We start from the raw sequence: 13,595 nt of genomic DNA on the forward strand, positions 1-13,595 counted from the left end.
CGCCGTTACAACGGCGACTCTCGGCACAAACGGCGACTCTCGGCGGTGGGGACGCGATAGTTCCCCCTCGTGGGCGAATTCCCGCATTGAGTTCAGCTGGGCGCGCGGAAACGCCCCTGGCGCGCAATTTATCACGCGCCAGGGGCGTTTTCCCGCGCCAGAACCCGAGCGAACGAGCGAGAAGGAAAGACACCAGCCGACCTGGCGCGATGGGCCAGGTGCCTGACGAATGGCCGACGCGCCGGAATGGTCCCGCTACGCGGCGACGCCAGCGGCAGCGGCAGCGGCAGCGGCAGCGGCAGCGGTCGTACTACGCGGCGGCTGCAACGGGGCGGTGCACCCCGGCGACGGCGCCGACGAACGCGCCCAGACGACGGTAGACCTCGCGTGACTCAGGATGCTTGGCATCCTGCTGCCAGGTGTGCCTGGCGTTCGCGTTCGTGCGGTCGTAGATCAGCGTCTCGACGTGAATCGAACGCTTCCTGAGCGCCTGGATGAAGTTCAGATTCGACCCGTAGAAGTAGTCACGCTCCGACGTCGTCACGAAGACGGGCGGGAAGCCGTTGTCCAGCCACTCAATCGGCGAGATGAAACGCGCCGCGGCGCGCAGCAGGGCTTTGTCGCCGCGCTCCGGCAGCAGCATCCGCAAGAAATTGATGCCCAGGATGAACCCACGGTCGAACATCACGGAAAAGTCGGGGAAGCTGCAGTGCTGCACCAGACCACGCAGGCTGCCAGGTTCGACCGCAGGGGTGAGGCCGTGGTGCTCGGCCAGGTCGGGGTCGAAAGCGGATGCCGTGAGCAATGCCGCGATATGGCCGCCGGCCGAGTCGCCACCCAACACGATGCGGGAGGCATCACCGCCGAACTCGGCGGCGTGCGTCGCCACCCACTCGAGCACAGCGTTGCCGTCTTCGAGCATGTCGGTGGCGTGGAACTTGGTGGCCATCCGGTAGTTGGCGTTGACCACGATCATGCCGCCCTCGGCCGCCTGCAACGCGCAGTATTTGGTGAGGGGGGCCTTGTCGCCGGAGGTCCAGCCGCCGCCGTGGAAGTAGATGTAGACCGGAAGCTTCTCGTCTGCGTCGCGCGGCACGATGATGTCGAGCATGTGGGCGCGGGTGCCGTCACCCACGTAGTCGATGTCGCGGTAGTACTCGACAGAGTCGACGGAACCCTCGTTGAATTTCAGCTGCTCACGCGGGGCGATCGCCCCCATCAACGCGCGCCACATCCACACGGGAACTCGAGTGAGCGGGGTGGGCCGGGGAGGCGTGGCCGCGGGCTTGGTCATGGGTGCATTAGCAGTTAAAACGGTGGTCATGTTGAGATTTACTCTACTTTGGGCACCCGGGACGGCACTGAGAGGTCGCCATGCGCAGCCTGTGTGTCAACCCCCTTGCACCGTCAAATGCCCGCTCAGCAGGCTTTAAGGAATTGCACATTCTTTTGCAGCTGTGCAGCACTGCGACGGTACAGAACTGCATCGGTGCAGAACTGCACCCGTGCAAGACCTAGCCGGCGCCGCCGAACACGCCGGTCGACTCGATGATGGCCCGCCCGAGCACGTGACGGTGGAGGTTGCTGCCCAAGATTGCCGGCGTTGACTCTGGGTCAAGGGTGAGCGATGGCACATCCACCGCATGCACGATGAACTGGTAGCGATGCGTACCTGACCCTTCTGGCGGAGCCGCACCGGTGAACTCCGGCTGGCGAGCCTCGTTTGGCAGCGTCCGCGCCTCAGCCGGCAGCAGTCGGCCGCCCAGCGCACCCGCCCCCGCGGGCAGCGAGGTAACGGATGCCGGCAGGTTGTAGACAGCCCAATGCCAGAACCCGGAACCGGTCGGCGCGTCAGGGTCGTACGCGGTGACAGCAAAGCTGCGGGTCGACGACGGAAAGCCCGACCACTCCAGCTGCGGAGAGACACCCTGGCCGCCTGCACCCGTGCTGTACTGGGCCGGCTTCAACGGCTGCCCGTCCTGCATGTCCGTGCTGGTGAGCCGGAACAGCGGCACCTTCCCGAAACGGGCGAGCGGATCTCTGGACGAATCGTTCTGTGCCATCGACGTTCCCTCCTTCGCGATTCCGTCAGCCTGACACGATTGAGGTCCACCGGCGAGGGGCTCACGCCCAAGGCCCAGCCACGCCGCCTAAAATGAGGCAGTGGCTATTCCGAAGGTCCTCCTCTACTACGTGTTCACCCCGCTCGCCGACCCCGAAGCCATCCGGCTCTGGCAACGCGACCTCTGCGAGGGGCTCGGCATTCGCGGTCGCATCCTCATCTCCAAGGACGGCCTGAACGGCACGGTCGGCGGCGACATGGCCGCCCTCAAGCGTTACCTGCGAAAGACCCGCGACTACGCACCATTCAAAGACATTGACTTCAAGTGGAGCGAGGGCACCGGTCTCGACGCCGACGGCCAGAGCCTCGACTTCCCGCGGCTCGTTGTGAAGGTGCGCGACGAGATCGTCAGTTTCGGCGCTCCCGGCGAATTGCAAGTGGATGCCGCCGGCGTGATCGATGGCGGCACCAAGCTCGCACCGGCTGAACTCCACGAACTCGTCGCCGAACGTGGCGACGACGTGGTCTTCTTCGACGGTCGCAATGCGTTCGAGGCGGCGATCGGCCGGTTCAAGGACGCCATCGTTCCCGATGTCGCCACGACCCGCGATTTCGTCGCCGAGCTCGACAGCGGCAAATACGACCACCTCAAGGACAAGCCCGTCGTCACGTACTGCACTGGCGGCATCCGCTGTGAGGTGCTCAGTGGACTGATGAAGTCACGCGGTTTCGGCGAGGTCTACCAGCTCGACGGTGGCGTGGTGCGCTACGGAGAGGCGTTCGGCGACGACGGCCTGTGGGACGGCTCGCTCTACGTCTTCGACCAGCGGATGTCGGTCGACTTCAGCGATCACACCGCGGTGATCGGCCACTGCACCGTGTGCGGAACGGCGACCAAGCACATGCAGAACTGCCGTGACCTGTCATGCCGTGAGCAGCTGGTTGTCTGCCAGGAGTGCGCGGCCACCCAGCCGAGCTGTGCGCTTCACGGTGTCGCAGAGGGCATTTCCTGAGTCGGTGACGCCGACCCGGACGCGGACCCAGACGGCGACCCAGACGGGGACCCAGACGACCTCGGCGCAGACCCGGACGCTGCTCGCGACCGGCGAGAGACCCGCGGGCGCCTGGCGTATGTGCTGGCGGCGGTACTCGACAGCGCCAGCAGCACCAGGATGTCGAGGGCCAGGCTGACGAGCGTTGTCCGCAGGGTGATCTCCTCGTTGCCTCGCCAGTATCCGACGAAGGCCACAACGATGCTGAAAGTGGCCCCGGCCATGGCAACGATCCGAGCCCAGTTCCTGCCCTTCCAGATGAAGAACACGAGCACGAGGTAGAGGACCAGGGCCACCCCGTAGAGGGAGAGCAGAACGGCGAGCACGGCATCCGCTTGGTCGGTGGACAGGCTTCGGCCATTCTCGTCGGTGAGCAACAGGTCGTTCCGGAATTCGGCCCACTGCGCGAGAGCAACAGCGATGAGGATGAACCCCGACAGCGTCCTGGCCGCCATCATGATCGCCCCAATGCCAATGGCCCTCGGCGCGCTGGTGGCGACCGACGCCGCCACAACGTCAGGGACGGCATCCTGCGCAACACGCACGTCTGTGACGTCGATGATCGGCATGTTGCCATCGGTCTGGATGCTGTCACCGCCGCCATTTCGCGAGTGATAGCCGGTCGAGAAGTCACGGAGCACGCGCACGCCAGCGCTGCTGTTTCCCGCCAGCACGCTCTGGACGATGTGATCGCGCTCGATATCGGTGTTGGCGTCGATCTTGTGCGTGACCTGCAGGGTGAACAGCGAGAAGCCCACCGCCCTGTCGAAGGTGCCTGCGGCCAGCCAGCCGACACGGTGGCCGCCGGGCAACAGCCATCCGTCAGGGCATTTCCAGAACCGCACGTGGTGTCGCTTGGCCGGGTTGTTCAGGACCTCCTGTTGGTACGCGAAGTCCTGCTTGCGGCCGAACAGGTAGAGCGGGCTCACCGGGGCTTCGTTGTAGCTGCGGCGCAGTATCGTGGCCAGCACGATCCGCCAGCTTGAGGCCAGCGAGAGATCGTCGGCCCTCGTCCACCCAGCGGCGAGCATGGCCTCGTGAATCTGAGCCTCATCGCCATCGACAGCCAGGTTGACCGGGTCGCCGAGCAGGCCGTCGCTCGTTCGCGTGCGCCCGAAGAAGTAGTCAGGCACGTAGATGTTGGTGAGGATCCTGTGCAGCCGTGGCAGGACGAGATACGCCAGCAGCAGCCAGAAGATGATGCCAATCCAGATGGCGCCCCAGCCAAATGCAAAGCTCTCGTCGAAGACCAGCACGGCGAGCCAGATTGCCGCGAGTCCGGCGAAAACAAAGAAGAAGGAGTCGAGAGCCGCGTTGAACGAGCCCCGCGTGCGCACGGCAGCGACTTTGTCCGGCACCTCAGGCATGCCCCCATGGTATTCGCCGACCGCTGGCGATGGCGATGTGATTTGATTCATGCATGAGCTACGACACGAGCTATGGAGCGAGTTATGACGTCAATCACGTCAGGTCGCATTTTCCCTCATTGGCCAGCGGAATCGCCCATTTCGACGGTCCAGGCGGAACCCAGACTCCGCTCATGGTCGGGCATGCGATCTCGAACACGCTCACCGGCCCGCTGTCGAACCGTGGTGTTGGCGTCGTGTCTGAACGAAACGCTGACGAGGTCGTCGGGCACTTTCGTGTCGCGATGGCCGACCTGCTCGGTGCAGACCCCCGCGGCATCGTCTACGGCCGAAGCGCCACCCAGCTGACCTACGATTTCTCACGGCACCTGTCGAAAACCTGGGGACCCGGCGATGAGATCGTGGTGACCAGGCTCGACCACGACTCGAACATCCGGCCCTGGGTGCAGGCGGCGGAGCGGGTTGGCGCGACGGTGCGCTGGGCAGAGTTCGATCCAGCCACCGGCGAGCTTCCGGCCGCTGCGATTGCCGCCGTGCTCAGTGATCGCACCCGACTGGTAGCCGTCACAGCCGCCTCCAACCTGATCGGCACCATGCCGTCGGTGCGGGAGATCGCCGATCTGGCACACGCGGTGGGCGCGCTCGTCTACGTCGACGGTGTGCACTACACGGCGCACGCCTCTGTCGATGTCACGGAGCTCGGCGCCGATTTCTTCACCTGCTCCCCCTATAAGTTCCTGGGCCCGCACTGCGGCGTCCTCGCCGCAGATCCAGAGGTGCTCGCCCTCCTCACGCCAGACAAACTGGTGCCGTCAACGGATGCCGTCCCAGAGCGGTTCGAGTTCGGCACCCTGCCGTACGAGATCATGGCCGGCGTCACGGCCGCCGTGAACTTCCTGGCCACACTCGGCGACAGCGGGGCAAGCGGCGTCGGCCTCGGCTACGACGACCCGCGCACGCGACGCGAGCGTCTGGTCGACTCCTCGCTGGCTCTCGAGCAACACGAGAACGCCTTGCGCGCGGTTCTCGATGCCGGTGTCGCCGCGCTGCCAGGGGTCACCATCTACTCTCGGGCCGCCGAGCGCACGCCGACGCTCCTCGTCACTTTCGACGGGATCGATTCGCAAGATGTGTCGCGCTTCCTGGCCGCACGCCATATCTCCGCACCCTCCAGCTCGTTCTACGCACTGGAGGCATCCATCGCACTGGGTCTTGGCGAAGCCGGCGGCTTGCGCATCGGTCTCGCGCCGTACAACTCATTCGACGACATCGGCCGGTTACTGAGTGGCCTCACCGAGTTCGTTGCCGGGGGGCAATAGGCTGGGCCCGAGTCGAAGAGGGGTTGCGAATGCCAACGGGCGCGGTAATCGAATTCCATAACATCACGAAGCAGTTCGGGCACGTCGCGGCAGTCGACGACCTCTCGTTCGCTGTCGAACCTGGCCGGGTGACCGGATTCCTCGGCCCCAACGGCGCAGGCAAGACCACGACGCTGCGGATGCTGCTTGGCCTGGTGACACCGACGCGTGGCACAGCCACATTCGACGGTGTTCGCTATCACGACCTGCCGAAACCCCTGTCGATGGTGGGTGCGGCGCTCGAAGCCGCTAGCTTCCACCCAGGACGCACCGCGAACGACCACCTCGGCATCTACGCGCGCGCTGCGGGCATTCCCCTCACCCGCATCCCAGAGGTGCTGCAGACCGTTGGCCTGGCCGAATACGGAACGCGCAGGGTCGGCGGCTATTCCCTCGGCATGCGCCAGCGCCTCGGTCTCGCATACACAATGCTCGGCGACCCTGGCGTGCTGGTGCTCGACGAACCCATCAACGGTCTCGACCCTGAGGGCATCAAGTGGATCCGCGGATTCCTGCGGGCGATGGCCGCCGAAGGCCGCACCGTGCTGGTGAGCTCTCACCTGCTCTCCGAGGTGCAGCAGAGCGTCGACGACGTCGTCATCATCGCCAAGGGCAAGCTCGTGCACCGCGGCCCGCTCTCCAGCCTCGACACGGACACCGCTCCCCAGGTAATCGTGGACTCCCCCGATCGCGAGGCGCTCACCACTGCCTTGACGGATGCCGGCATCCCGTTCTCCATCGGACGCACCGGCATACTCGCTGCCGAACCCGACCCTGGCCGGATCGGCCATCTCGCGTTTACCGCCGGCATCGAGCTGAGCGTGCTGCACAGACAGAAATCCGGGTTGGAAGAATCGTTCCTCTCGCTCGTGGGCGGAGGCGACTCACTGTGACCATCTTCATGCGCGCCATCAACGCCGAATTCGCGAAGCTGTTCACCACGCGCATGTGGTGGATCCTCGCCCTCATCCTGTTCATCTACATCGCCATCCTGGCCGGAGGCCTGGCCTGGCTGTTCGGCGGTATCCAGAGCGGTGAGATCACGCCGAACGCGGCCGGTGGCGGCGGCGGGGGCGCGCCTGAACTCGACAACCTGCCGGCGCTCATCTACAGCTTTGCGTCATCCGTTGGCTATGTGTTCCCCGTGCTCCTCGGCGCGTTGGCGACCACGGGCGAATTCCGCCACCAGACGCTGACACCGACTTTCCTGGCCAACCCGCGCAGGGCCAGCGTTCTCGGCGCCAAGACCATCTCGATGCTCATTGTCGGAGCTGTCCTCGGCATCGTCGGCCTGCTCGCCTCCATGGGTGTCGGTGCGCTGGTGCTGAATGCATTCGGCGTCGACCCGGCACTCGGCGACCTCGACACGTGGGCACTGGCCGGACGCTCGATCCTGGCCATGGCGCTCTGGGCGACGATCGGCGTCGGCCTCGGCGTGCTCGTTCCGAGCCAGGTGGCCTCGATCGTGATCGTGCTCGCGTTCACGCAGTTCGTCGAGCCGCTGCTCAGGCTGGCCTCGTCGTTCATCGAGGCGACAGCGAACATCGGCAAGTTCCTGCCGGGGGCCGCGTCCGATGCGCTGGTCGGCGCGAGCTTCTTCACGATTTCGAGCCCAGCGTCGGCCGTCCTCGACTGGTGGCAGGGTGGGCTCGTGCTCGTTGCCTACGCGGTCGTCGCAACCGTGGCCGGGTACTTCAGCAGCTGGAAGAAAGACGTCACCTAGCCGCTTTTCGTTGGTTGAGGAGCGAGCGCCAGCGAGCGTCTTGAAATCAGCCGGTGGTTTCGAGACGGCCTGGCCTCCTCAACCAACGAGTTGCGCTACTACGGAGCCGTTCCGAGCGTCACGTCTGTCGTCTTCTCAGTTCCGTCCCTCAGGTAGGTGACCGAGATGACGTCGCCCACCTTCTTGGTCAGCTGGATGCGAGTGATCACCGTCGTACTGGTGGCGGGCTGGCCGTCGATCTCCGTGATGATGTCGCCCGCCTGCAGGCCGGCCTCCGCCGCAGGGCTGCCGCTCACGACCCCGTCGACGAACAAGCCCTGCGGAGTGCCGAACTGTTCGGCGGCATCCGCTGAGATCAGAACCACGGCGATGCCGATGTACGGGTAGATCACCGTGCCGTTGTCGATGAGCTGCTCAACGATCGATTCAGCGAGACTGATCGGAACCGCGAAGCCGATTCCCACGCTGCCGCTGGCCTCAGAGCTGACCGTCGCGATGGCCGTGTTCACGCCGACCTGTGCTCCGGAGCAGTCCACGAGGGCGCCACCGGAGTTGCCGGGGTTGATGGCGGCATCCGTTTGGATGGCGCCGGCGAGCAGCGCCGTCCCGCCGTCGTCACTCGGCACGGTCACGTCGCGCCCGAGGGCGCTGACGATGCCAGTGGTCACCGTGCTGGACAGACCGAGGGGCGCTCCGAGGGCAACGACAGGCTGGCCGACGATGAGGGAGTCCGAGTTTCCGATCTTGATCGCGGGAAGCGTGGTCGTCGAATCGACCTTCACCACCGCGATGTCGGCCTTCGGATCGCGGCCGACGAGCTGGGCCGTCTCACTCTCCCCATTGCTGAACAGCACAGTGATGGTGCCCTCTGTTGCCGCCGCTGAAATTACGTGGTTGTTTGTGAGGATGTAGCCGTCCTCGCGAATGATCGATCCGCTGCCGACCCCACTGCCGTCTGAGGCCTCAACGGCGATAGTCACGATAGAGGGCAGTACGGTATCGGCGACCTGTGAGGCGTCGCACACGATCTGAGAGAGTTCGGTCGCTGCATCGGTGGAATCAACCGGCGCGGTGCCGGCGCTCGTGCTCGACGCGTTGTCACTGCGCTGTCCGGCGGCGCCACCGGCGAACCCGCCGATGAGCCCACCGAGCAGGCCGAGCACGAGCGCGGCAGCGAGCACAACCCAGGTCACGCCGCCTGCTCGCTTCGGTTCCGACGGTGGTGGCGCGCCTGCGCCCGATGCTGACGGGGGCGGGCTGCTCGGGGGTGGCGTGCTGGGTGGCGGTGTGCTCGGGGGCGGGCTGCTCGGGGGTGGCGTGCTGGGGGGTGGCGTGCTGGGCGGCGGTGTGCTCTGGGGTGGGGTGCTGGGCGGTGTCGCCGACGATGGCGTGGCCGGCTGGGCCGCCGGTGGAACGCTGGGCTGGCGCGGAGCGTCGGATCCCTGTCGGGCGTCGGTTGGTTTGTCCTGCTCAGAATCCATGTCAGCAACTCCACTCACGAAATCGGCCTTCACGGCGGAGTCTATGTGAAACCTGCCAGATGGGGCCGATTCCTTCAGGATTGCTCCCATCAACGGCCCGCGTCCGTAGGCTGGGCACATGAGCGCCACTTCGAACTTCAGGGCCGTCGTCATTGAGCGGTCGGCATCGGCTGACGGCACCAGCATCGTGCGTTCAGGCGTCACCTCCCTGGGCGACGATGCGCTCATGCCGGGGTCTGTCACGCTCGATGTCTTGTACTCCAGCATCAATTTCAAGGACGGACTGGCCATTTCGGGTCGCCCTGGAGTAGCCAGAACCTGGCCCCTGATCGCGGGCATCGACGCTGTCGGCGTGGTCTCTGCAAGCACCGATCCGCGGTGGAGTCCGGGCGACGAGGTCATTCTGAACGGTGCCGGCCTCGGCGAAACCCACCACGGCGGACTCGCTGAAGTGGCGCGGGTCGACGGGGATTCCCTGGTTCGGCTTCCGGCCGGCTTGAGCGCACGGCAGGCTGCGGCCATCGGCACCGCGGGATTCACGGCCATGCTCTCCGTGCTGGCACTCGAGCGGGGCCAGGTCACACCAGAGTCCGGCGACATCCTGGTCACCGGTGCGGCCGGCGGCGTTGGATCCATCGCGATCGCCCTGCTGGCCGCGGCCGGCTACCGGGTTGTCGCGTCCACCGGCCGGGTAGATGAGCTGGGTGACTACCTCCGGTCGCTCGGAGCGGCGGACATCATCGATCGCCGCAGCCTCGGTGAGAGTGTGGGCAAACCGCTGCAGGAGCAGCGCTGGGCAGGAGCAATCGATTCGGTGGGCAGCGTGACGCTCGCGAATGTGCTCGCGCAGGTTCACTACGCCGGCGTGGTCGCCAGCTGTGGGCTCGCACAGGGCTCAGACCTGCCGACAACCGTGATGCCGTTCATCCTGAGGGCGGTGAGTCTCGCCGGCATCAACTCGGTCAACGCGCCGCTCGCACTGCGGGAAGAGGCGTGGTCTCGACTTGCATCCGACCTGGATCTCGAACTGCTCGACAGCCTGACGCAGGTCATCCCGTTGGAGGAATCACTCGCGGCTGCGGAGGCCATCCTGGCCGGATCCCTGCACGGGCGAACGGTCGTCGACGTTCGCGCGTAGTTCCGGGCAGCGCTGGCTGCAGGTCAGTGCCGGACGCCGCTCGCGGTCGGTTACGACTCTGGGGTCTCCGCGCTGGCGGTCTGGGAGCTGGCCTGACGCGCCTTCGTCGTGCGTTTCGCTGGGGTCTTCCCGGCGGCGCCTGTCGTTGACGTCGCTGCTGAGTTCACCGTGGACGTCGCTGCGGATTTCACGGTGGACTTCGCTGCGGCCTTAACGGTGGCCTTCGCCCGCGGCGCGCGCTGAGGCGCTGGCGTTGATGCCGGCTTGGGCGACACCGGCTTGGTTGCTGCGGCCTTGGGGGTTGCGCGCTTGGACGCGGCACGCTTGGGCGCCGCCGCCGTCGTCTTCGCTGTGGCGTCAGGCGCCGTGGCGTCGGGCGCTTCGGCCGTGGACTCCGGCGCAGGCTCTACTGCCTTGGCCGTTGCCGCCTTGGCCGTTGCTGCCTTGGCCGCTGCACGCTTGGCTGACACCGCGGGCGCCGCCTTGGGCTTGGCCGGGGCCTTTGGCCTGGCCCGTGGCTTCGTCTTTGGGCGTGACTCTGGGGCCTCTGGGTCGCCTTCGCCTCGATCTGTGGCATCCGTCTCAGACGTCGTCCCCGGCTTACCAGCAGCGTCGGACTGGGCGTCCAACTCCTCGCCTGTCAGCTTGAGTGACGCGATGAGGTCTGGCGCGTGCTGGCTCGTCAGAATGACGCGGGAGAACTCTTCGTCAATCAGGTCGATCACCACGGCCTGACGCTTGCTCTTGACAGCCAGGAAGTCCTTGCCACCGTGGAACTTCCACGTTCCGACCGCCAGTACGAGCGGCACAATCGTTCCGGGAGCCCTGATGCCGCGGATCCAGATCCACGGATCGTCGGTGATCGCCACAGACCGGATGTTCTCGCGCTGCACGACAATATCGTCGCGTCGTCGTGAAAGGGTTTTCTCTGCGGTCGACAGACTGATCTCGAGTCGGTCGGTGTGCACGCGAAGAGAAGCCATACTTCTAGTCTGCCCGGTCATCCTGCGAATCGGCTTGTGCGAATCTCACAAAGGCGTAACTACTCCATTGCCGCTCCACTACACCAGGGCCAACGCTCGGTCTACGGGGCGCCTAGTCGGTCGCTCCAGCGGATGCCGCCGCACGCGCAGCCGCTGGCAACGCCTCGAGAATGCGGTCGATGGCAGCGTCGTCATGCGCGGCCGAAACGAACCAGGCCTCGAAGACCGACGGCGGCAGCGAGACGCCCGAGCTCAGCATCGAGTGGAAGAACGGCGCGTAACGGAACGCCTCCTGCTCTGCCACTTGTTCGTAGTTGCGCGGTGGGCGAGCGGCTGCTGCAGCACCGAAGACGAAGCTGAACAGGTTGCCGGCACGCTGCACGCTGTGCTCGACGCCCTCGGCAGCGAACGCGGCCGACACGGCCTCTGAAATGATCTCGGCGTTCGCATCCAGCCGGGTGTAGACCGAGGCGCCGGCGGCTTCGAGGGTTGCGATACCGGCAGCGACGGCGACGGGGTTCCCCGACAGGGTGCCTGCCTGGTAGACCGGGCCGAGCGGTGCGAGATAGTCCATGACGTCGGCGCGTCCACCGAGCGCTGCGACGGGCAGCCCGCCGCCGATGACCTTGCCGAACGTGAAGAGGTCTGGCTGGTAGCGCTCCCCCGCAGCGTGCTGGAGACCCCAGTAGCCGGCGGGGCCGACACGGAAGCCGGTCAGCACCTCGTCGAGGATGAGCAGTGCGCCGTTCTCGTGAACGAGGTCGGCCAGCGCGGCGTTGAATCCGGGATCCGGTGCCACGACGCCCATATTCGCGGCGGCGGCTTCGGTGATCACTGCGGCGATGCGGCCGGGGTGGGCTGCGAATGCTTCACGCACGGCGTCGAGGTCGTTGTACGGCAGCACGAGGGTCTGGGCAGCGGTAGCCGCGGTGACCCCGGCTGATCCTGGCATGGCGAGCGTGGCCAGACCGGAGCCGGCCTCGGCCAGCAGTCCGTCTGAGTGGCCGTGGTAGTGCCCGGCAAACTTCACCAGCAGGTCGCGGTTGGTGTACCCGCGAGCGAGCCGGATGGCCGTCATGGTGGCTTCGGTTCCCGTCGACACGAGGCGCAGCTTCTCGACAGCGCTCACGCGACTCTTGACCAGTTCGGCCAACACCGTCTCAGTCGGTGTCGAGGCTCCGAACGAGAGACCGCGAGCGGCGGCATCCTGAACGGCCTTCACGACGAGCGGATGCGCGTGGCCGAGAATGGCAGGACCCCACGAGCTCACGAGGTCGACGTACTCGCGACCGTCGGAGTCTGTGACGTATGGGCCAGACGCTGAGACCAGGAACAGCGGGGTGCCACCCACGGAACGGAAGGCGCGAACGGGTGAGTTCACGCCGCCGGGGATCGACTGCTGTGCGCGGTCGAAGAGCTCGTCATTGTGGGTCATCGGGCATCTCTTTCGTTCATCCAGGTGGCAAGTTCAGTGGCCCAGTAGGTGAGCACGGCATCGGCGCCGGCACGACGGATGCTGAGGACAGACTCTTCAATCGATCGCTTGCGGTCGATCCAGCCCTGGGCTGCAGCGGCTTCGATCATGGCGTATTCGCCGGAGACTTGATATGCCCACACCGGAATACTGCTCATGGCTGCGACGTCGGCGAGCACGTCGAGGTATCCGCCGGCCGGCTTGACCATGACGACATCCGCTCCCTCAGCAATGTCGAGTTCAGCCTCGCGCACGCCTTCCCTGCGGTTGCCTGGGTCGAGCTGGTACGTGCGACGATCGCCTTCGAGCGTCGACTCGACAGCGTCTCTGAATGGCCCGTAGAACGCCGACGCGTACTTGGCCGAGTAGGCCAGCACTGCGGTGTCTTCGAAGCCGGCGGCGTCGAGAGTCTGCCTGACGGCGGCGACCTGGCCGTCCATCATCCCGCTCAGGCCGAGCAGCTGGGATCCGGCCGTCGCCTGCGCCAGCGCCATGTCGTTGTAGCGGATGAGCGTCGCATCGTTGTCGACGCGACCGTCTGCGGCGAGCACGCCACAGTGACCGTGATCGGTGAATTCGTCGAGGCACAGGTCGGTCTGCACGACGAGGGCGTCGCCGATCTCATCGACGATGGCGCGCGTGGCGACGTTCAGGATGCCGTTTGGGTCCGTGGCCCCAGATCCAACAGCGTCGCGCACAGTGGGAACGCCGAACAGCATGACGCCGCCGACTCCGGCCGCTGCCGCCTCTGCGACGGCGCGCTTTGCACCGTCGATGCTGTGCTGCATGACACCCGGCATTGAGACGATCGGCACCGATTCGGTGATTCCCTCACGCACGAAAAGTGGGAGGACAAGCTCGGCGGGGTGCAGGCGGGTTTCGCTGGCCAGGCGTCGTAGCGCGGGGGTGGCGCGCAGGCGACGTGGCCGAATGATGGGTGTAGTCACCAGATAAGCC

The 13,595-nt window shown here is 66.0% G+C and carries 12 protein-coding genes; 5 read left to right on the forward strand and 7 right to left on the reverse strand.

The window, feature by feature from the left end; all coding sequences use genetic code 11:
* Window positions 1–310 precede the first annotated feature (310 nt).
* Window positions 311–1,294 carry an alpha/beta hydrolase gene (locus AC25Y4_RS13310; RefSeq protein WP_488120909.1) on the reverse strand — a complete coding sequence of 328 codons (984 nt, stop codon included), beginning with the start codon at window positions 1,292–1,294 and terminating at the stop codon, window positions 311–313.
* 220 nt (window positions 1,295–1,514) lie between these two features.
* Window positions 1,515–2,063, reverse strand: a complete 549-nt coding sequence (locus AC25Y4_RS13315; protein ID WP_488120910.1) for a YbhB/YbcL family Raf kinase inhibitor-like protein — start codon at window positions 2,061–2,063, stop codon at window positions 1,515–1,517.
* 100 nt (window positions 2,064–2,163) lie between these two features.
* Between AC25Y4_RS13315 and trhO the strand changes: the two genes are divergently transcribed.
* Window positions 2,164–3,075 (forward strand): oxygen-dependent tRNA uridine(34) hydroxylase TrhO, encoded by a 912-nt coding sequence (gene trhO, locus AC25Y4_RS13320; RefSeq protein WP_488120911.1) that lies wholly within the window; start codon window positions 2,164–2,166, stop codon window positions 3,073–3,075.
* Here trhO and AC25Y4_RS13325 read toward each other — a convergent pair.
* The gene (locus tag AC25Y4_RS13325; protein WP_488120912.1) at window positions 3,048–4,481 is read right to left on the reverse strand and encodes an LssY C-terminal domain-containing protein; all 1,434 of its coding nucleotides are present in this window, start codon (window positions 4,479–4,481) and stop codon (window positions 3,048–3,050) included. The two genes, trhO and AC25Y4_RS13325, sit on opposite strands and share 28 nt — an antisense overlap.
* A gap of 53 nt (window positions 4,482–4,534) precedes the next feature.
* Between AC25Y4_RS13325 and AC25Y4_RS13330 the strand changes: the two genes are divergently transcribed.
* Genes AC25Y4_RS13330 through AC25Y4_RS13340 form a run of 3 tightly spaced genes read left to right on the forward strand, consistent with a single transcriptional unit; the run spans window position 4,535 to window position 7,562 of the window.
* A complete protein-coding gene (locus tag AC25Y4_RS13330; protein ID WP_488120913.1) occupies window positions 4,535–5,800 on the forward strand; it encodes a cysteine desulfurase-like protein in 1,266 nt (421 codons plus the stop codon).
* 29 nt (window positions 5,801–5,829) lie between these two features.
* Window positions 5,830–6,732: an ATP-binding cassette domain-containing protein gene (locus AC25Y4_RS13335; protein ID WP_488120914.1), complete on the forward strand. Its 903-nt coding sequence runs from the start codon at window positions 5,830–5,832 to the stop codon at window positions 6,730–6,732.
* A complete protein-coding gene (locus AC25Y4_RS13340) occupies window positions 6,729–7,562 on the forward strand; it encodes an ABC transporter permease (RefSeq protein WP_488120915.1) in 834 nt (277 codons plus the stop codon). The genes AC25Y4_RS13335 and AC25Y4_RS13340 overlap by 4 nt, the downstream gene beginning before the upstream one ends.
* Window positions 7,563–7,660: 98 nt before the next feature.
* Here AC25Y4_RS13340 and AC25Y4_RS13345 read toward each other — a convergent pair whose 3' ends face one another.
* Entirely contained in the window at window positions 7,661–8,755 is a 1,095-nt protein-coding gene (locus AC25Y4_RS13345) for a S1C family serine protease (protein WP_488120916.1), read from the reverse strand.
* A gap of 406 nt (window positions 8,756–9,161) precedes the next feature.
* On the opposite strand from AC25Y4_RS13345, the gene AC25Y4_RS13350 reads away from it, so the two are divergent.
* Window positions 9,162–10,181, forward strand: a complete 1,020-nt coding sequence (locus tag AC25Y4_RS13350; RefSeq protein ID WP_488120917.1) for an MDR family oxidoreductase — start codon at window positions 9,162–9,164, stop codon at window positions 10,179–10,181.
* 50 nt (window positions 10,182–10,231) lie between these two features.
* Here the strand turns inward: AC25Y4_RS13350 and AC25Y4_RS13355 are convergent, their stop codons facing one another.
* The 3 genes from AC25Y4_RS13355 to hemB form a co-directional block, all read right to left on the reverse strand.
* A complete protein-coding gene (locus AC25Y4_RS13355) occupies window positions 10,232–11,164 on the reverse strand; it encodes a hypothetical protein (protein ID WP_488120918.1) in 933 nt (310 codons plus the stop codon).
* A gap of 112 nt (window positions 11,165–11,276) precedes the next feature.
* Window positions 11,277–12,599 (reverse strand): glutamate-1-semialdehyde 2,1-aminomutase, encoded by a 1,323-nt coding sequence (gene hemL / locus AC25Y4_RS13360; protein WP_488120919.1) that lies wholly within the window; start codon window positions 12,597–12,599, stop codon window positions 11,277–11,279.
* Window positions 12,596–13,585: a porphobilinogen synthase gene (gene hemB / locus AC25Y4_RS13365; RefSeq protein WP_488120920.1), complete on the reverse strand. Its 990-nt coding sequence runs from the start codon at window positions 13,583–13,585 to the stop codon at window positions 12,596–12,598. The genes hemL and hemB overlap by 4 nt, the downstream gene beginning before the upstream one ends.
* Window positions 13,586–13,595: the final 10 nt, after the last annotated feature.

Source organism: Leifsonia sp. Y878 (genome assembly GCF_057669685.1).